The sequence below is a fragment of the Flavobacterium sp. 90 genome (genome assembly GCF_004339525.1).
Classification (GTDB): domain Bacteria; phylum Bacteroidota; class Bacteroidia; order Flavobacteriales; family Flavobacteriaceae; genus Flavobacterium.
The window spans coordinates 766,977-787,606 of the sequence record NZ_SMGE01000001.1 but is presented as its reverse complement, the minus strand read 5'-3'; the positions used below and the strand labels follow the sequence as shown (position 1 = coordinate 787,606).

The window sequence follows — 20,630 nt, the reverse complement described above, 5'->3', positions numbered from 1 at the left end:
AGGAATAGATTTTAAGAGCTTAATACTATAGTTTTATAGGCTCAGAATTAATTTTTTGTACTTACTCCATCTGTAAGACAGGAAACAACTTGTTTTTTGATAATTGCTTTTTTATTTGGAGCAATTTTTAAACTTTTTTTACCAGTATGCGATTGTTTGTCAGTTATACTCACATCATTAGTTTTTAACTGCCCTTGAAAGTCAAAATGAGAATTTGCACCACAGGTTGAAAAATTATAATCTTCAAAACCGTCAGCAGCCAATTCACTGTATTTGGTGTTTGAAGCCACGGCTACAGGGAAACGATTATTGTAACCATATAAAGCAGATGAGTATCGTCTTAAAGCATCTCTGTTTTCAATTTCTTGTCCTGCAGGATTATATTGCGTAACCTCTGATGCAAATGTCCAGCGGTCATAATTTGCTCCTGTAGTTATTTTCCAGGTATTGTTTGTAAACGTATAAAATGGATAAAAATCAGTATAGAATCCTGTTTTTCTGGGCGTTGGATCAGCTGTGTAATTTCGTCCTGTTAAATACGCGTAGGATTTATTGGCGCGCCAGTTTCCTAAAACATTATATAAATATGGATTGTATGAATTTTTAGCGATATCTTCTTCTTCAAGGTTAGTTTCAGTGTTTTCATATCCAAATTTTAATACACCATCTGTAAATGTCATTTTGGGTAGGTTACATTCGCATTGAGCCGGCCAAAGATTATTATACTCTACCGCAGATGCGTTTACTATTCTATTACTTGATGTAGCAGACATAAATGGATTGCTTCCTATATTTCCTCTTATCATTATAGCATTATTGTTATTATCATAGATGTATAACGGATTTGTCATAGAAGTTACACTTGCCATAGATGCCATTTGTAAATTTCGATATCCCGAGCGTATTACTTTTATTTTAGCAGTGTTTATAATATCGTTTTTAATTAAGAGTCCTTTTTCATCGATAAGTTGAAAATTATTGTTATTGACTTTTACAACCCAAGCTTTCATCATTGTCTTTGTTCGGCTGTCTGGGGCAATGCCATTAATCCATAATTCGTCACCATCTATAAGATAATCAGATGCATTGTGAAGTCCTGTAAATTCGTATTGGTTATTGCCAGTTTTAGTAATATCCCATTCCAGATTAATGTTTTTGGCTGATTGACTCATACCTGCATAACTCCAGTAGGCAGGAAAATTAAAGTTAAAATACATGTCATTGTATTCATTGATTGTTTCAGTCAATAAAACATCACCTGTTTCTGCATCCCATGCTAAGTTTTTGGTTGAAACCTTTGATCCAAGATCATATGCTGTTTTTTCAGAAAGAATACCTGTGCTATGTATTACTTTTGTGGTTACGGCAGTTCTAATCTGACTTTCATGCTTTGAACTAGTTGGTATAGGAGTTGGTATTGGATATACTCCAAGTATACCAAAATTTAAAAATGCAATATTTGCCTGAATACCTTTGGTTGAACTTGTGGTTTTACTTTCTCTAAAATCATTAATTACATCATAATCTACACCAACTAATTTTGAAGCAATAACTCCTTTTGCATCGATAGTCTGGACTATATTATTTAATTTCCCCTGATTTTTATTCAGACTTTGATCTATTGTTTTGTATTTGTAGTCAACTCCTGAGATATAATCTTTTTGTTCTTCACCATAGACTCTTTGATTTTTCATTTTGCCATCCATATCATTGGTATGAATAGCATAACCTTGTGATAAAGTAATATGATCTTTAACATTCAGTTTAAGTAGTGTTGCGAATATTGAAGAAGTATCATAGTTTGATGATAGTGTTGTGCGATCAACAATTGTTGGAAAATCCTTCGATGTATAAAATTCAGTAACAACAGAACCAGTTGCATGTTTTTTTACTGTTGCTGTTATTTCTTTTTGCTCATTATATTTATTTCTGGGTAAATTGGTTACCGTTACACGACTATAAGTGACTTTTGGAGAAGGAAAAAAGGATTCTCCAAATGGTTCTTCTACATAATTATCAGTATCCGGACCTAATAGTAATTCTCTTCTTTTTTCATCATAAGAAGGTTTTACAAAAGGATTCTCTTTACAACCTAATGGCTCATAAGTAGCAACTCCGGATGATTTCCCGCCTTCTGTTTCATAGCTGTATTTTTGCCCGTAAGATTGCTGATAAGCTTCATTGTTGATATGGTTGGTCATCACATCCCATTGATCATGAATTTGAATATCTTTTACTCTGCTGCCACCTCCAATTTTTCTTCCTTCGGGTTGAAAAAGCCTAATCCATGATTTATTAGTAATAAATTTAGTTGCGATACCTGCCTTTTTTAATTGAGCGTTTGGGCTTTTAAAAATTTCTAAAAGCCTGGGCATCCAGTCAATAAGTTCTTTTACGATAACATCTAAATTACTGGTATCTTCCTCACGATCCATATTATACATTAGTCTGTTAAGGTTATGTCTCCCAAAATTCCAACCCGCTTTTGTAATGGGATTCACTTCACGCAATTCAGGCTTAAAGCCATCACCTTCTCCAACATATTGAATAGGTATAGCAACGTATTGTTTTCCATTTGTTTCCAGAAATCCAAAATCATAATTTGATGCTTTTTTGATATTTAGATAACCCGTTACAAAGTCATATTTATCAGTTCCGTCAATACCTGGTAAAGGATTAGGATTTACCATGTTCAATAAGAATCTAAAATATAGAGGGTTGGCATCATCTCCAATAGATTTAATATACTTATCATAAAAAATTTTAGCTATCTGTGGATCATTAATAGATAAATTTTTATCGATTTTTTGGTCTAAGACTATATAAATATATTCGCCTAAGGTTTTTTGCTGTCTTTTATCTGCAGCATCTATATTGACTGCCGTTAATCCTGTTTTTGTACCGCTACCAGCCACTTTAAACATTTGCATTGCAGCTTTATCTTGCACATATGCGTAATCATCAGATTCATAATTTACTTCCATTTGTCCTCCCGAAGGCAAACGAATTGATTTTAGCAACCATACACTTGCATACTCATCAGCTTTTTCTCTATCATTTTGATCTACATACGGATATTCAGGATTGGATAGTTCTGATATAGATTCAGATCCTAGTATGCTATTTACAGGTTTAAAATTTCCCCAAACATCATATGCTTTCATATTGTATTTAGGGTTGTTTACTTCATCGTTTTCTATTAGATAACCAGAAGTTTTATCAATTAAACTCTTCGGGGCATAGTCAAAAACATAAGGAGTGAATTTTCCCATATTTGAATTTTTATAGGTAAAATAAACTCTATTTAAAGTCAGTTTTCCTTTTTGTCCTTTAACTTCAAGGCTGTTTTTATCAATATTTATATTATTATCGATTCCTTGACATAAACTGTAATTATATTCGAAATGGGCTTCCTTTATTGGAGTTGCTTTTTCTTTATTTATTTCATATTCAGGTTTTGAGTACAATGAGATTTTATCTAATTTGTATATTTTTTTAGAGTAATCCCCAAAACCGCCATTTTCATCTGTAACACCATATCCATCATTTCGTTCAGAAAGTTGAAAAATAGCAACATGTGTTTTTGTTTCTATTTTTTTTATGTACAGCAATTCTTTCTCACCATATTGATAATTCCCTTTGTTGTCTTTTTTACTGGATTTTAAACCTTCATCATAATTTGCCTGATTTTTAGTAAACGGCACTCTCCATTTGTAAAGATTAGCTTTATCAGGAGTCTTATTCTCATATTCAAATTTTGTGTAGGTACCTAAATCATCATCACTAGGGCCATTGTTTGTTAGATCTTGATAATCTGAAGATAAAACTGATGTCAGTAAATAGGAGTGGGCATAAGCAGGAGTAGTTACCCTGTTAAAGTATTGATCACCATCTTTAAGATTGTTAGATGAATTATCAATATTTGGGTTATAGGTTACTAAACCATTTTTGAAGTTAACTAGCCCATTAGGATTATTTTTATCACTAACATCAAATGTTACTTCTTTTTTTATTGTATTATAGACAGCTCTGCCGTAGAGATATCTTTCACCACCTTCTTTGGTAATTCTTACTTCTGCCGTATGATGATCTTGGGCAAATTGGCTGAATTGATTTTTTGAATGATATTTTTTTAATTCCGCTTTTGTTAGTTTTTGAATAGATTGATTTCTGGATAAGCGAGAGGATTCTCTCTTAAGAATTCCACCATTAGTAATGATTCCATTATTTCTATAGTACTCTAAAGTAGTGTTTGTGGAAAATTTGCCACCAGCGAGGTTTAATTTTATGGGATCATAACCACCTAATTTATTACTAAATAAATCAAGTTCTTTATCTACTTGTGTTCCTCCAATGTTTTTGAAAAATACTTTTTCATAATCAGGCCTGTTTCCGCTCTTCTTCTCCTTGAATCTTTCTAAAGCTGGATTAGAATTTTCCCATAAGGAAGTGCTGCTTTTTCCAAGTGTAACAGTAGCGTCAAAACCAGCATGAATATTAAGACCAAATTCTGCTCCAAAAGTGCCTCCTTTACTATCATCATGAACTTCATTATCATAAATATATCCTACTTGTGATTTATAAGGTCGATACATTCCTGCAATTCCTTGCCCTTGTATAGAATAGAGATCATAGGTGTTATTTGTAAGCGGTAATGATGTTGTGTTTTTATTAAAAGAACGGTCCTTTTCTCTGTTAAAATCCAGAATATCTGCTTTTCCCGCATTGTAAGTGTTTTCAAAACCAAAGGCTTTTTCTGTTTTATTTTTTTCTGAATCTTTAATTCCCTGACTAGTCCTATATCCTGAAAATTTGAAACCCGGTTCAATGCCCCAAAATTCAGTTTCGATATGCAAACTAAACATATCATTTGAAGATACCATTCCAACACGTTTAGTGGGAGTGTACGAAGCATTTATCATAGAAAGAGATCCGGATGATAAACTATTTGAACTGCTTTTACCAGTACTTTTTTCTTGCTTACTTATGGAAGATGACATAGTAGTACTTTCTAATCCCTTTCTGCTATTGTAGCTCACGCCAACATTGGCTCCCAGATTATGATTGCCAGAACCTACAGTGCCTATTTTTTTGGAATATGAAGCGCTTGGTCTTACTGATACTCCTTCAGAAGCCGATGACTCTAAATCCATACCAACCCTTAAATTATCAGCTATCTGAAAGCTCAACCCTCCATTTACTGAGGCTCCAAATCCGTCGTAGCTGTTATATTTAATCCCCATCCCAATACTTGCCTTTGCTTCGCTAAATCCAAAGCCGGCGACAAATACATTGGTGTTAGCTCCAACAGTTATATTAGGTTTCATGCTATTTTCATAAATCATTTCATCACCATTAAAATCATCAGGTAATCCTCGTACTTGTCTTGAAATTTGTCCGACACTTAAATCCCAGCCTAGTCCAACCCAAGAAGCTTCCTGATCCATCGTTACATTAGAACTATAGGCTAAATTCAGCGGATAACCGCCTACATCCATTATTGGAATATTATAGTTGAAGTCGCCACTAGCAAGATCAACCATGTCAGAAGTTCCTATTGGCGTAAAAGCTTCAAATTCTGGCTGCGATGGACCACCAGTTAATGCATAAATTTGCATTGGCTGAACGGTTTCCAAAAGAATCATCATAGCTAGATAAATAGCGATAGTTTTTTTAAATTTATTCGGTTTGTACTCAATCATAAGGCTATTAAGGTATTAGGGTCTTTAAATTTAAATTTTAATGTTCCTTTTTTGAAAAGGCAATCGTTATACACTAATTGGATTTTATCATTTGGGTCGATGTCTGAGAAAAACAATAAAACTCGTTGGTAGGGCGCAATTTTAGAGTTACGCTCTAAAGTAACACCTGAACATCTTATGGTATCTTTTTTTGAAGTAACCAGGTAAAAATCTTTTTCAAGACCAAATGATATATATTTTACAGCGTCTGTATAGTCCATGCCTGTAAAATTTTTGGTAAGTAAATCTTTTTCTTGCTTTTGTTGGAAAGTAAATTCTAATACACGTTCTCTTTTATTTTCTTCATAAAGAGAATCTATAGTTTTCAAATTTTTAGTTCCTAAATCTTTAAGTAAGTAATATTGTATTGGAACTTCAACTGCAGTAAAGCCAATGTCTTCTATATTTTGAGTATGTGCGCGGGATTTCCAACCTATTTTTTCAAGGTTAAAGTAACGATCACTAATTTCCTGATCTTTTGCATCTTTATCCGTTTCTTTTTTACAAGAAAAACAGAATAAAAACATGAGAATATAAAATAACATATTTAATCCCTTCATATCTTTTGTTTAAATATTAAGTTAGATCTTTTAAGATGTGATATTTTAATCTTAACAAATAATTAAATGTAAAAATACTACAAAAAAATGTTAAAAACATTTTTTAATTTAATATTATTCTTACAATATGTACAGGTAACCGCAGAGTTCTACGTAACTTGCTGATGGGTAGTAGGATAGTTTTGAAAACTTCGTTTTTTTAAGTTTTAAGAAGTTTGTCTTAATGATTTAAAAGCGATAAATCATAAAAAGAGTGATTGAAGAATTGCGAAACGCTTAAATTATTGGTTGCAAAGTTTTATATCATACAGGACTTTTATTTTGAAATCAATAGAGGTGAGGTTTCATATGATTTCAAAAAAAGTATTCTTACACCAGTTATATAAAAGCGATTTTGTAGGACTAACTTATGTTTAGTGTTAAATTGTTGAATCAAGTTTTGTCTTGTACTAAAAAACAGCAATTTTACCTGTTTTCATTTCGCCTGAGCTTGTGATTATTTTATAGATATAAATTCCTGAGGCAGTATTTTTTAGACTGATGTTATTGATTTTAGAAAGTAGCGGAGAAGTAATAATGTTTTGTCCATTAATATTGTACAAATAGAAAATAGCATTTTCTTCTTTTTTGGCTTCAATACTTAATTCTTCATTTTTCTTTAATAACGTCGGATGTACAAAAAACAAATCATCGCCTAAATAATTAGCATCAAGAATTAGAGAACTTATTACATTATTGTTTTCTAAAATTATATTTATTTTATATTTATTACTGCCTTTTACTGGAGTCGCATCTAGAAAAGATAATGTTTTTGAGTTGATGTCATTCATTGTGCTAATAACGTTTTCGACATTATTAACTATTTTTACTAACTCAATTCTTTTGATATTGTACAAGCTAAAAAGACTGGCGTCAATTTTTACGTTGTTTTCTTCATAAACTTCTGCTAAAGCCAACTCGAAATAACAATTTGAGTTTTGAGCATACTGTAATGTTGATTCACTTTTTATCCCTTCGATATTGTTAAATACTGGAGAAATAGTGTAAATTTTTCCATCATTATAGGTGTAATTATTGTTTGTCGTTTGTTCTTTAAATTCTAAATAATCTCCTGTTAGTTGGTAAATATTAAAGGAAGAAAAATCGGCAGGTTTATCCCAATTAATTTCTGTTGTGCCATCACAAACTAAGCTCGTATTGATATTTAGATCGTAAGAAATCGTAAAACTATCTGAGATATAATCCTGATTATTAATGGTCATTTTTAATTTTGCCTTTGAAAATTTTTGTTCTGTAGGCGTGTAAGTAAATTGCTCATTAGCCAGATTAATATCATTTGCGATAATTTCCCAAGTCTGTCCATCATTGTAGCTTATAGACAATTGTCCGGAAATACCAGAAAATGAAGAATTCCATTTTAAAGGGGAAATAGTTTTTCCGTCATAAGGGAAATTATCATTCATAACAGGATAATTCCATTCAAATTGATTTTTCAATTCATATTCATAAGCGATACTGTATTCCTGAGACGTATTCGAAACATATGAACCCGTAACATTGATCGTATAAGATCCAGATGGCGGATTTTCGATAGTGACTTGCTCTATGTTATTAATTTTATCTTTTCCTCTTACAGCTTGTTGTTCAGGCGCGTCAGGATTAAGTATCCAAGGTAAGAAAGCGGTATTGTCAGCCGAAAGAACTTCGATATCTAAATCGTTTACCAAACTTATATTACTGTTAATTTCAGCAGGCAAATCGTTCCATACTAATGTAATCTTTAAATTTTTTGCATTTTCCGGAACCGTAATTGTATGTGAATTGATCTGACCAGTTACTAAATTACCAGATATAATTCGATTTTCACTAATCGTTTTTAGACTTTTATCTGCATCAATATTACCATAGCCATACGTGAAATCCGGACCAGGGTTACCTAAATCTTTAGCACTATTTATTAAAATTGCTTTTGTCAGAACGTTAGTCAAAGAGTTATTATTTGTCGCTTTATAATGTTGTTTCATAAGCGTAATAATTCCTGTAGCTAATGCTGTAGAATTTGAAGTTCCTTGTGTGCTAAAGGCAACTAATTCTGGTTTTATGCGACCATCATAAGCTGGGCCTTTCGATGAAAACGGCATAATTATCTCGTTTTGGTCAATGCAACCCACTACAATACTATTTTTAGATTGCTTGAAATTACCCGTAATAGATTTATAACCTTGAAGCCCGGTATTTCCTGAGGAAAAGCAATGAGACAAATCAGGATTTGAAAATAATTGAGAATCATAAGCATTAGCAAGTGAGCCATAAAAATTCTCAATTTCTGTGCCGTAAGAATGATTTTGAGTAGTAACACCTTGCAAAGTTGCTACTTCATCAGGATAGATATTTAAAAAGTCAGATGACAGTATCTTTGCCTTTTGAACAACTCCTTTTCCTAATACAGAACTATTTCCTAGTCCGGAAACTATAGTTGCCATTGCCGTTGCATGACTTGATACAATAGTAGATTGTGTTGAAGAAGGAATCTGTTTATTTAATAGATCAATATCATTTACATCAAAAAAATCATCTTTGACAGATACAATTTGATTTTCGCCAGTTAAAAGAGGAAAATTAGCCTTGGCTTTATTTATAGCATTAACACTAAAATTTTGATCTACGATCTTAGACTCACCTTTTGGAAGGAGCACTTCTTGCGAAACAGAAGACACATTGCTTAAAGTTATAATGTCTTCCGTAATTTTTCGGGAATCACTATTTATGACTATAAGATGATTGTTTAGTATTTTAATATCAAAAACGTTTATTGATTTCAAATCAGTAAGCAATGTTTTGATATTATCCGTTACTATTATATACTGTTTGTCATCGGTATGATTTGAAAAATTTGAGGACAATTTCCATAAATTATTGACAGAAATATTTTTTTTTGAAGTTAGATTAGACCTTAAATTTTTATTTTCAACAATACAAAAAGTATTGTCCAATTTTCTTATAACCTTGTATTTGTTGTGATATGCATTTTCTAAAGATGTAAAATAGTATCTGTCAGATTTTCTTTCGTTTTCTTTTTTTAAGTATTGTTTCCATTTTTCAGAACTCTGTGAGAAGCTGATTGTTGTTATCATAAAAAAGAGAAAAGTAATTTGTTTCTTCATTTATTATAGATGTTAGGGCAATTATAAACATTCTGATCAATCGTAGAAAAAAATAACTATTTCAGCTTTTTATTACCTTTTAATTGAGGTAAAATAAAGATGAAATTTGTACTGAATGATTTCTTTTTTAAATATTTATGCATGTAGGTAAATCAAAGTTATTAAAATATTTGTAAAAATTTTATGATTTTTTATTTTCTGCAAAATCTACAAAATCTGTGTCGCAATCTTCCTTTTTTACACCCCCGTTTTATGTTTTAAATAGGTTATAAAAGTGTAAAAGCATTTTTTAACACATGTTGCATTAGATAAAATTTATTAATGATATTTTTTTATGTAACAAATTGATTTGTATTGAATTACTGATTTTACTGGACTTACCGTAATAATCAAACAATTATTATTAAAAAAGTTACATTAATTTATTTAACAAAAAATGTTAAAATTGTTAAATACTTGTTTTATAAGTATTTTAAGATTAAAAATTATATAAATTTGATGACAAATATTACAATATTTTGTAAAAACCCCTGTTTGCCAAATTATTTAAAAAACCCAAATAACCTATTTATTATTTATGAAAAAAATTAAATCAATTTTAGCCCTGTCATTTATAGCGCTAACGATTTTGTCTTGTAACAAAGAAGATCAGGCAGATCAATCAACCCAAGCATCTCTTAAAGTAACTCCAGAAGTGTTAAATAAACTTAGATCACTTTCGCTAAATGCAACAGATGTTCAAGTGATTAAAAACACTAAGTTAGATGGCACCATTGAGGATGCATTCCTTGTAGAAGGGGATATTATCGTTACTCAAGATCAATTAAACAAAATGGATCTTCATGGAGGTATTACTACAGAACAATACCATACTACTAATTTAGTATCTGCTCCAAGAACTATTAAAGTTGTTGGATTAACAGGAACCGGAACAACTGCGCTAAGTACAAATATGCGTGCTGGATTACAAGCGGCAATAAATAGATATAATAATCTAGGATTGTCTATTAACTTTACACTAACTTTTAGTTCAAGTACTACAGGTGCAAACATTGTTGTCCGCAGACAAACTGGATCTGCTGGTGGAGTAGCAGGTTTCCCTTCAGGAGGAGCACCTTATAATTCAGTTACTTTATACTCTGGATTAGATACTTATTCAACAGGTGTAAATGCACACGTATCTGCACACGAAATAGGTCACTGTATTGGTTTACGTCATACAGACTGGTTCAGCCGTCAAAGTTGTGGACAAAATTCAAACGAAGGAACAGCTGGCGTTGGAGCAATTCAAATCCCGGGAACACCTTCTGGATATGATGCAACTTCATATATGAGAGCATGTTTCGGTTCAAATGAGACTGGAGCATTCAATTCTAACGATATTACAGCTCTTAATTATTTATACTAAAAATTAAATTAGGGGTTTTTACAAAATATAAGAGGCTGTTTCACAATTTGTGAAACAGCCTCTATTTTTTATTGGATATAAGTGTAGTTATTCCATAATAAAGTAAATGCTTTCTCGAAATAGATCAAAAATAAAAAAGCCTTAAACTTGATGTTAAAAAATAACCAATTTTAAACCTAACATAAACTCCAGTCATGATTCAAAAATTCATCTTCTCCAGACTCATATGTTTTATAACCAATTGCTTCCGGAATAGAGGTCTTGGGTATGTTTACATGTATAATGGTGTTTTCCTTAATGCTGTCAAGCTGTTTCAAAACCTCTTCGAGTTCGTCGAGAGTGTTGACTTCAAAACCTTTACCTCCAAATACATCAACGAGTTTTGCATATTTCCAACGGTGCATTTCGTTGTAATCATAAACGCTGTTTAAATCGGGAACGCTATATTCTACCTTTTTTTCACCACGAAACGGATTTGGATTAACAAGCATTTGTTCAATACCATAAATACCATTATCCAAAACAAAAACAATAGTGTCGTGTTTCAGCTTATTTTGTGTAGATATAGCCTGACAAGTTTCCTGAAAAGCACCGTCTCCAACAAATACTACCGCCCTTTTATCAGGTCTGGCACATTTTATTCCGGTTGCCGCAGGAACAGAATAACCTATCGAAAGCCATGATGCCTGTGCTACGAATCCGTTAGGTTCTGCAATACGAATGCCTTGTGCTCCTAATAACGGAAAACCCGCATCGGCAATGACTATATGTCTCTCGTCTATAAAATCATTGATTCTCTTGAAAAATGTATCGTAAGTAAGCGCTGGTTTCCCTTTTTTCAGCATTTGGTTATCAGCCAGGAAAAATGATTCAGGCAGCTTTTCTGCATCATACATTTCGTAAGCACTAAATTTAACTTTAATAAGTTCTTCTTTCAGAAATATAATAAAATCTCTTAGCGACACATTAGCTATATAAGAAGCACCAATCCTTACACCGCTATGATTGGCAAGTACAGTATTTTCTTGCCAAACATCAAAACCTCCCAAATTTTTGCCGGTGGTCCATACGCCAAGACCAATTTTTAGCCCAGCATCTTTGAATTGGTCATAGACATCTTTTGGCGATGCCTTACCATTAAAAACACCTCTGAACTTAGGATGATTTTCGGATACGATTGATTTTCCAAGTATAGAAGTCACAAATTCAGTATCGGTAGTTTCGATCAGATCAAGGAATTCCTTTTGAATACCGTAGCGCTGAATCTCAATACCTCCCCAAAAAATAATTTCTTTTTCTTTTGCCAATGCAGCTACTCTTTTAGCCGCGTTGCGTGCACTTGTTTGACATTTAGATGATTCTCTTTCTGCCAATGGAGCGACAGGCGGATTGCATTCCATTCGCCATACATCTTCAAAAACCTCAAGATAAACCGGTCTTCCGTATAGAATACAAGCATTCAGAACGGAATCAATTTTATAAGGAGCATCTGATGAACCTGTAACTTGTTCTGCTGCAACGGTAACGTTTCGGTACACATTGATGTTACTGTACATATCACCGGTCATATGTGATGCCAGCATTCCCTGAACGAGACTTCTTTGCTGATCTTTATTGGTTGGAGCACCATTAATGACAAGCACGGGACAGTGCTCTACATAAGAACCTGCAACCGAATTGAGCAGTGTAAATGCTCCAACGCCATAGGTTACCGCTACTGCAGCGAATCCGTTTTGACGCGCGTAAGCATCGGTACAATGTCCGGCGTTTATTTCATTTGTGTCGTTAACGATTTTAATTTTTGCATTTTTGTCTTCGTGAATCGTATTCAAAAATGGCGCAGTATAATTGCCTGCAATTCCAAATAAATGGGTAAGTCCTAGTTGTTCCAGACGTATTTGCAGGTATTTTGCAACGGATATTTTTTGCTGTGACATCTTAAATTGGGTTATTCAGGTTACCAGTATTTTCGTTAACTTCAAGTGCAGTACGGATTCCGGACTCAATCGCGCCTTCAATCCAGGCATGTTTTAGCGAAGTATGTTCTCCGGCAAAATGCGCTTTTCCTTCCCATTCGGTTGAGATGATATGTTGCTGTAATAATTGTAACTGTCCCGGATTAAATATTGCTGCTTCACCATATGCATAAGGATCACGCATCCAGCTTTGTGTAGCGGCACCTATTAATTTTCCACCTTTCTTTTTATAGTCTTTTATGCTAGAAGTAATTACGGCAAGGTCAATAATGCGCTGTTGTTCCTTCGGGTCATCAGAGTGCATGATCGCCAGATTTTTAAGTGCATAAAAATATCTGTCATCATCATCCATAGAATCCCAACGGCTTGCTTCGTCAGACCAGCAATAAGATGCCAGTACAACACCATGTCCTTTAGCTCCCAAATCATTACTCGGATAATAAGTGAAACGGTTCGAAAAATCGGTAATCGTACCGCCGCCAACAATATTATAAGGTGCTTCCTGCCACCATTTTTCACGAAATTCCAGCAATATTTTAGTAGCAGAATCATAGTGCAGTTCTCGGATTGCTTTTCGTTTTTGCTGATCGAATTGAGGTAATACATAAACATGTCTTAATGCAGAAAATGGGATAGTGACAATTATTTCATCAAATTCCAGATCACTAACAGGTGTTTTTAATGCTTTGAATCCTGCGTCTTCATAAAACTGAAAATCACGCTGTACTTCAATATCCACTTCTATTTTTACCTTGTTGTTAACGAGCTTCATTTTGGTCATTCTGCAATCAAAATAGGTGTTTTCTTCCAGATTATGAGCTTTAAAGAATGCATTAGGCAGCAAGTCGCTTCCGCCCACAATTTCCATAAACGTAGTCGAATCCTTGATGATATTTTGCTCAATAAAACTCTGGATAAAATCATAAGCCATTCTGGACTCCAGATTTTGCATAACTCCAATCATCTCGATAGCATTTTCTGAATACATTGAATGTTCCTTTAAGAAACGACGCATCGAATATTCTCCATAGCGCTCAATCAGCAAAGGCCAGTTTTTCTGAGGATCTTCTGCAATAAAAGCCTTAAGTGGATCAATGAGAGCGGCCATTAACTCGTCAGCACGTTTGTTTTCGCTGCTGCCCAAATTAAAGTCCAGTAGTTTGTTTATATCGACATCTTTTTTGATGTATTCATTCTGGACAACACGTTTGCGGTTAACATAAAAAAGGGAATTTTTAGTAACATCCGGCTCCTTTTTAGTTAAGCCTGCCTGATATGCGATTGCCTGTTCTTTATCGACAGACTTATAATAAAAAGGCTCAGTTTTTAGTCCGAGTTTATCAATGTATTTAAGTACCATCTTGTGTATGGTTGGGATACGCATTGCACCGGCTTCACCATAAACACTGTCGTCTTCAAAATATTTTTTGTTTTCAGAATTCCTGAAAGTCTTAATCCTTCCACCAACGCGAGTGTTTGATTCGACTATCGTAACATTATGTCCGGCCTCTTTTAACATAGCTGCGGCCACCATTCCAGCCATTCCGGCACCAATGATTAATACGTCTTTTGGTTTATCCGTACATGGGATTCCCCCATCAATGTATTTTAAGTAGTCTTTAATAATGTCGTCGTTGTCTTCGTCGAGTAAACCGTGTAAATAGTTTTCCATGATTAGGTAGTTTAATTATTGGGTTATTGTTTTTGGGAATGAAATTATTTATAAAATAACTCACTAAAATCTTCATTTTCAAGCGTAATTCTACCTGTTTTTATATTGTAGAAGGAGGGATTTGGAATGTTTTTGGTTAAACTCGAAAAAAATTAGCCGTTATCCAGGATTCTTTCCAACTGTTCCAAACTTCATCAAGTGAAGGTGTGTTTTCTTTATATTGAGCTTTAAACAGTTCTTTAGCTTCAGCAATATTGTTTTGTTCTTTCAAATAAGTCAAAAACTCAAATTGTTCTTTATGCAAATCATAAATAGCTAATTTGAATTTATGGCGCAGGACTACACAATAACTTTCGCTTTCAGAAGGTAAATTGGGTTGTTTTTCATTTTTAAATTCCGAGTAGTATTTTCGGACAGGAAATCTAAATTTAAACAACTCGCATATAGGTACGAGTTTTAGTTTGCTTTCATCTGTATCTATCGAGGCTAACTGGTAATCTTCTTCGGCTTTCATTTCAAAAATAACGCCAATAGCATATTCAAATCGGGCGAGTTCAATCATGAAATCAATCCAGTCTTCTTTGATGTTTTCGTGAGCATCGGGTCGGTTGATTTCAAGATAGTCTGCAAAATGGGCTCCTAAATAGGCTAAGTTATAGTTGTGAGATGGATTTGAAGCGAGATAATCATCGGCGAAAGCGCAAAAAATAGCCTCGCCTAAGGCATATTCTAAAGCACTAAATTGCTGCGACATACAATTTCGTAAACGTGCAATGTAGCTTCTTTGGTAAATACCCAAATGTTCCTGTGCGGTAAGTTTTTCAGAATGACAAATCACATCTTCAATTGAAGCAGCATTTTGATCCGAAAGTAAATCGCTGGGATTGACTCCCGTTTGCTGGTAAGGATCCAATAAAAGTTGCTGCATCCAATGTTGGAAATTTTTTAATGGTATTTTGACCGTTTTCTGCATTTTTTGGGCTTATATAAATTTATTCATTTCAAAAAGATTCAATGGGTTTGAAACCTGTTCTTTATCCATAAAATGGACTTCATTTTCAACTCCCACAAATGTTTCATCCATATATTGTTTTGATTTAAGCAATTCAGAATGATATATATCGAAGGAGGGAATATTGCCATCCCATTCTAATAAAACCGAAGCTTCATTTGCCAGTTGATAAGCCATTTGAAACAATTTCCATACCTGAGTATTGACTTCTCGATCGTGCGTATCAATAATATAATTGCCACAATTTTGATGACCGGCCAAGTGCATTTGTACAATTTTATCATGCGGAATTCCTTTGATATATTCGACAGGATCAAAATCATTATTGAAAGAAGATACATAAACGTTGTTTACATCCAGAAGTAATCCGCAACCAGTTTCTTCGGTCATTATTCGTAAAAATTCCCATTCCGGAAGCGTAGAATTATTAAAGGCTGCATAAGTGCTTGGATTCTCGATAATCAGCGGTCGTTCTAAATAGTCTTGCGCCTGAATGATTCGATTACAAACGTGTTTTAATGATTCGTCATTTAGCGGAAGCGGAAGTAAATCGTGCGAATTGGTCGTTAAAACTCCTGTCCAGCACAAATGGTCGCTAATCCAGGCTGGTTGTACCTCGGTTGCTAATTGTTTTAAACTTTTGAGATAATCAAAATTTAACGGATCAGTACTTCCAATAGACAACGATACCCCGTGCATGACCACGGGATATCGTTCTGCTATTTGATGTAAGATGTATCTTGGACGTCCATGTGAATCTATAAAATTCTCAGAAATTACCTCAAACCAATCTACGGCAGGATTGTTTTTTAGAATATGCTCAAAATGCTGGCTTCTAAGTCCTAAGCCCAGCCCTAAATTGGGTAATCCGAGTCTGGTGTCCATTATTTTTTTGGTTTACAATTAGAAAGACTCTCCGGTAGTTTTTCTGCACTTTCCTGTTCCATCTTCAAAACTCTTTGATCGGCAGCAGCCTTTCTTTTATCAGGGTTATTTATATAAGAACAAGATCTTGAACCACTTTGTCCGCAAGAAGAATAATCCTGACCTGTTGTACCGCGAAGAGTGTTTACGTAAGCATCAGTTGGTCCGTATGGTAGCGGAGCAGAACCAAAGTCCTCACCATTTTCTTTTCTTTTTTCTTCGAAGCGTATTCTGGCTAATTGCCAAACACTAAGTCCTCTATTAGGACCTTGAGCCATAAAACGAGAAGCTAAAATGGGTACACCACAGCTGCCTTGATATCGACATTCGTTTTGACCCGGATGACAAAATTCTTCAGTAGTTCCAAAAATACCGCAGCCACCTTGTCCTTTGCAAGCGTTTAAAGTGTGGCAAGGATGACCAACTGCTGTTGAGCAATCGCCCTTTCCTGCACATTCATTATTTCCCGAATATCCTGTGTTTTTGCATGAATTAAGCCCCATGCATACATGAAGCTCTCTATTTACTAATTCTGACATAATATATTTTTTTTAATGATGATGAGTATGAGTATAAGGTGTACCTGGTACTTTTGGCACATCGGCTACAATGCTATAATCTAGTCCTACATCTGGTAAAGACGGAAAATAATTTTCGCTTTTTATTGCCCAACCCCAATTGACAGGATCTGCTTTAGCCAATTGATCGACTAAGCTCATAATTTGTGCTTTAGGTCTCAGAAAACTTTGCTCAAACGCAAAAGGTTCAAATGTCAGAGCGCCTCTGTAGGCTGCATTGCCTTTGTTATAAGTGTACTGATTGATTTGGTTTCCAACACCGCTCAATAGCCAGATCATCGATTTGTGAATACCGTACATGAATAAATCGTATTGGGTACTTTCGTCTTTGTGATAGCAGGCTTCAATCATTAAAAGTATATAGGCAAAAACGGCATTACCCAATTGTGAGCACAATGCCAGTGCCTGGTTACCCGAAGCAACATAATCGGCTGTTTTGGGATTAGCATCAGTATCATATACAAAATAGCTAAAGAAATCGTCTAAGCCCTGAATCTTACGAAACTTTTCCTGGTAATAGCCACCAAAACTATAGGCTTCCAGAAATTTGGCAAAATGAGCCAGTTCTTTTCCTGTATCATCATAATCACCTTTCCAAAAAACTGCCTTTCCATCAACAATTTCCATTGGTACAGGCATTTTATTTTCACCCCATATTAAGGTATGTTGTTCGTCTTGACTTTGCCCTTCTCCTTGTTCAATAATACGCCCTAAAGCTTCAACTGCTGATTTAGCATCATATATTCCAACGAGTCCGCCACTGTCATCGTGATTTGCAAACTGAGGATTGTGGTCTCGGTCATAATGCACAGTGTTCATGGAATTTTGAGAATAGAATGGTTTTGGACGTCCAGAATCATCCGGAGGAAGCAATTGCGGTCTGTAATTATATGGTCCCGGGAAATCTTCTTCTACGCACTTAATAATTAATTCGTACAATTTACCAATAGTATGATATTCAATTGTATTTAATAATTGTTTGTCTTTATAAGGATCTTCAAAATCTTCAGGACTTTCTATCTGCAAAAAAGTTGTCAATTGGTTTAATGATAATTTTGCAGCATTAATTTGAAACTCTGGAATATGTCCGTCTAATTGTGTTGGAAATGTTAATACTTTTCCAATTCCCATAAGATCCGGTGCGTTTTGACAAACAGCTTGTTTGACATTGCATGCGAGAGCAAGATGTAGCATTTCTTCGATAACAACGCTCATGATTAAAGCTGCGGCTTTATTGGAATAAACCAATATGTCGACTTTCAGTTCTTGTGCCAATGCATCAATTTCTTCAGGAGTACGTTCGCCGGATTGAGAAAGCTGGGCATAAATTTTAGCATACAATTTGTCCTGATCCTGTGCTCTGTTTATCGAATAATAGGTAGATAAATACGTTGGAATAGTTGCAAGTTCAAGCGCAATGGCCTGTTGCATTACTTCTTCGATATTACCTGTTGTTACCGTATCCGAAAAGGTAAAAAGTTTTTTTGTTTTCATGTAGTTATTTTTTTTTTGGAGGAATAGGTTTGTTTTACCTTTGATATAATACCCAAGGTAAAACAAGTATTAATTACTGTATTGTGTTCAAAGAAGCTATTTTGGACAGATAAATGGGTAGTATTTTTCGTCTATAATTGCTTCAATACCAAAAAAGTCATTCAAAACAGATTCGGCTGTACAAAAAGCACCTTCTACCCAGGCTTGGTCATTTGAATATGTTTCACCGACTATAAAAATTTCGCAATCTGTTTTTGGAACGAGTTGTGATGGTTTTCTGATTTTTCTTTGCACATCACCTAAATCATAATGCGATTTATAGGCGTGATATCCTGCATTAAAAGGAGGGAGCGACCAGTCCATATATCTTGTTTCTAAAGGTTCAGGTACCGCAGAATAATCGGTTTGTGGTCCAAAATGCAATGATGCTAATTGCGAGCGAAGCATTTTTACCATTACAGGTGTGGCTTTTCTTGGTCCTTCGAGTGGCTGGCAATCTCTGGACTCAGGAATCTTGCGGGTTGCATTAGGACCAAGTTCTAAAGCTTTCCAAAATGTTGAATATTGAATATCATCATAACTGGCAAGAATACCGTATACTTTTTCTCCTTTTTGGTTTATGGCATTATCTCCAAAATAGACCACTTGTCGAATCGGCATATCTGTAATACTTGGACCTATAGTATCTAATTCTGCAATTGTCGAGATTTGTTTTTCTTCTTTGAAAGTTAAACGTTCCTCGATCGCATTTTCTACAGCAGCTATAAAAGTGGCTTTGTCATTAAAGGAAGTTCCAATAATAACAGGGTTTTTAGCCAATTCTATATGTTTCAGATAACTATCTGGAAATTTGTCTTTTTTCAGTTTAGCAATTCCTTCCTGTGTCAAAAAATAACTCGTTAATTTAGCAGGATAAGTTGGACTTGCATCTGCAGTTTCTCTCCACCAGGGAGTCTTAAAAAACATTCCTATTTTGTAGGAAGGTTCCATAATTACAGACTCTAAATACAGTTGAACTTTTTCGTGATTTAATACATCAAAACCTTCTGAGTCACTATATCTGGTTGCTTCGGCTACTAATTCTATGGCTGCTCTTGGCATTGCCAGAAATGCTGCATCACAGGTTTTATTTTCTGCAAGTTTATCCGGAGATTGACGTTTTGCTGTTGTAAAATGTACTTTTGATTTGGTATGCAGAATAGAACGTAAACGAGTATTTGGAAAATAGTTTAAAGTGATCCCTTTTTGTTTTGCCAATTTTTCAACCTCCAGAAATAAGGCATCAAATAAACTGGAATATCCTTTTACCAAAGTTTTATATTCGGTTCCCGGAGTAAACTCGTCATTGACATTAAATGATTGAGCACTGTTGCTATTTACTACATTTGAACTATAGCCATTACCATCGGCTAAATAACCAAATCCTTCTTGTCCAAGCATATCATAGCCTAAATTCCAGTATCCAATCTCTTTTAGTAAATCTCCTTTTTTAAAGATCGAACTGTCTGGCATTTCGATATTGATTCTTCCTTCGTCATAAAATTTACACCATTCTCTTCGGGTAGTTGGTCCCGAGGTTGCAGTAATGGCTACAGATTGTATTGTTGTAAACCCATCGTCCGGTGGTGCGTCTTGAGCATAATTGTTAGCGAAATATGGTGCTGGTTGGTTAGAATTGACATCTGAGACATACATATTTTTAGAACGTAGAGACATCAATGGGTCAGCAGATTCATTAAATTCAACAGAATCCTTTTTTAGGTCTAATTTTTCTATGGTTTTGGTCACTACACGATGACCTGCTCCCATAGGGGTTCCGTTCCAATAAGAATATCTCATACCACCTAATTCAAGGTATGAGTTGTCTTTATTATCCTTGTAATGCCATGTACAAACACGTGCGCCTGGTGCTCTGGTACCTGGATCTTTTTTAGAAAAATCGTATTTTCCCCAGTCGTAAAGTTCTAATACATCGCCTTTAACAAGCATTTTTTCGTTTTTTTCGAGTTTGGATTTTCCATCCAGTAATCTCCAGGCAGTATAAAGCCCGGCTGCACCTGCTCCAAAAATGGAGTATGTTTTCTTGCTCATAATAATATGT

The 20,630-nt window shown here is 34.4% G+C and carries 11 protein-coding genes; 1 reads left to right on the top strand and 10 read right to left on the bottom strand.

Annotated elements, in window-relative coordinates:
• Positions 1-47: 47 nt before the first annotated feature.
• From C8C83_RS03175 to C8C83_RS03165, 3 genes are all read right to left on the bottom strand, one after another.
• The gene (locus tag C8C83_RS03175) at positions 48-5,702 is read right to left on the bottom strand and encodes a hypothetical protein (protein WP_132011653.1); all 5,655 of its coding nucleotides are present in this window, start codon (positions 5,700-5,702) and stop codon (positions 48-50) included.
• Complete coding sequence (locus tag C8C83_RS03170) at positions 5,699-6,301, bottom strand: hypothetical protein (protein ID WP_121326404.1); 603 nt, start codon at positions 6,299-6,301, stop codon at positions 5,699-5,701. The genes C8C83_RS03175 and C8C83_RS03170 overlap by 4 nt, the downstream gene beginning before the upstream one ends.
• A 449-nt stretch (positions 6,302-6,750) precedes the next feature.
• Entirely contained in the window at positions 6,751-9,465 is a 2,715-nt protein-coding gene (locus C8C83_RS03165) for a S8 family serine peptidase (protein ID WP_121326403.1), read from the bottom strand.
• A gap of 577 nt (positions 9,466-10,042) precedes the next feature.
• Between C8C83_RS03165 and C8C83_RS03160 the strand changes: the two genes are divergently transcribed.
• The gene (locus C8C83_RS03160) at positions 10,043-10,873 is read left to right on the top strand and encodes a M57 family metalloprotease (protein WP_121326402.1); all 831 of its coding nucleotides are present in this window, start codon (positions 10,043-10,045) and stop codon (positions 10,871-10,873) included.
• 176 nt (positions 10,874-11,049) lie between these two features.
• On the opposite strand, the gene C8C83_RS03155 is transcribed toward C8C83_RS03160, so the two are convergent.
• The 7 genes from C8C83_RS03155 to C8C83_RS03125 form a co-directional block, all read right to left on the bottom strand.
• Positions 11,050-12,810: a thiamine pyrophosphate-dependent enzyme gene (locus C8C83_RS03155; RefSeq protein WP_121326401.1), complete on the bottom strand. Its 1,761-nt coding sequence runs from the start codon at positions 12,808-12,810 to the stop codon at positions 11,050-11,052.
• 1 nt (position 12,811) lies between these two features.
• Positions 12,812-14,521, bottom strand: coding sequence for an NAD(P)/FAD-dependent oxidoreductase (locus C8C83_RS03150; RefSeq protein ID WP_121326400.1), 1,710 nt, complete (start codon positions 14,519-14,521; stop codon positions 12,812-12,814).
• Positions 14,522-14,657: 136 nt separating this feature from the next.
• Entirely contained in the window at positions 14,658-15,494 is an 837-nt protein-coding gene (locus tag C8C83_RS03145) for a DNA-binding domain-containing protein (protein WP_121326399.1), read from the bottom strand.
• A 9-nt stretch (positions 15,495-15,503) separates the two neighbouring features.
• Positions 15,504-16,418, bottom strand: a complete 915-nt coding sequence (locus tag C8C83_RS03140; RefSeq protein WP_121326398.1) for a DUF692 domain-containing protein — start codon at positions 16,416-16,418, stop codon at positions 15,504-15,506.
• Positions 16,418-16,996: a hypothetical protein gene (locus tag C8C83_RS03135; protein ID WP_132011652.1), complete on the bottom strand. Its 579-nt coding sequence runs from the start codon at positions 16,994-16,996 to the stop codon at positions 16,418-16,420. The genes C8C83_RS03140 and C8C83_RS03135 overlap by 1 nt, the downstream gene beginning before the upstream one ends.
• A gap of 12 nt (positions 16,997-17,008) precedes the next feature.
• Entirely contained in the window at positions 17,009-18,529 is a 1,521-nt protein-coding gene (locus C8C83_RS03130; RefSeq protein ID WP_132011651.1) for a ferritin-like domain-containing protein, read from the bottom strand.
• A gap of 96 nt (positions 18,530-18,625) precedes the next feature.
• Positions 18,626-20,620: a hypothetical protein gene (locus C8C83_RS03125; RefSeq protein WP_121326395.1), complete on the bottom strand. Its 1,995-nt coding sequence runs from the start codon at positions 20,618-20,620 to the stop codon at positions 18,626-18,628.
• Between the last annotated feature and the right edge of the window lie 10 nt (positions 20,621-20,630).

Excerpts from the sequence above, each read along its gene's own strand:
- C8C83_RS03175 (WP_132011653.1), bottom strand. The coding sequence starts at position 5,702 with ATGATTGAGTACAAACCGAATAAATTTAAAAAAACTATCGCTATTTAT.
- C8C83_RS03170 (WP_121326404.1), bottom strand. The coding sequence starts at position 6,301 with ATGAAGGGATTAAATATGTTATTTTATATTCTCATGTTTTTATTCTGT.
- C8C83_RS03165 (WP_121326403.1), bottom strand. The coding sequence starts at position 9,465 with ATGAAGAAACAAATTACTTTTCTCTTTTTTATGATAACAACAATCAGC.
- C8C83_RS03160 (WP_121326402.1), top strand. The coding sequence starts at position 10,043 with ATGAAAAAAATTAAATCAATTTTAGCCCTGTCATTTATAGCGCTAACG.
- C8C83_RS03155 (WP_121326401.1), bottom strand. The coding sequence starts at position 12,810 with ATGTCACAGCAAAAAATATCCGTTGCAAAATACCTGCAAATACGTCTG.
- C8C83_RS03150 (WP_121326400.1), bottom strand. The coding sequence starts at position 14,521 with ATGGAAAACTATTTACACGGTTTACTCGACGAAGACAACGACGACATT.
- C8C83_RS03145 (WP_121326399.1), bottom strand. The coding sequence starts at position 15,494 with ATGCAGAAAACGGTCAAAATACCATTAAAAAATTTCCAACATTGGATG.
- C8C83_RS03140 (WP_121326398.1), bottom strand. The coding sequence starts at position 16,418 with ATGGACACCAGACTCGGATTACCCAATTTAGGGCTGGGCTTAGGACTT.
- C8C83_RS03135 (WP_132011652.1), bottom strand. The coding sequence starts at position 16,996 with ATGTCAGAATTAGTAAATAGAGAGCTTCATGTATGCATGGGGCTTAAT.
- C8C83_RS03130 (WP_132011651.1), bottom strand. The coding sequence starts at position 18,529 with ATGAAAACAAAAAAACTTTTTACCTTTTCGGATACGGTAACAACAGGT.
- C8C83_RS03125 (WP_121326395.1), bottom strand. The coding sequence starts at position 20,620 with ATGAGCAAGAAAACATACTCCATTTTTGGAGCAGGTGCAGCCGGGCTT.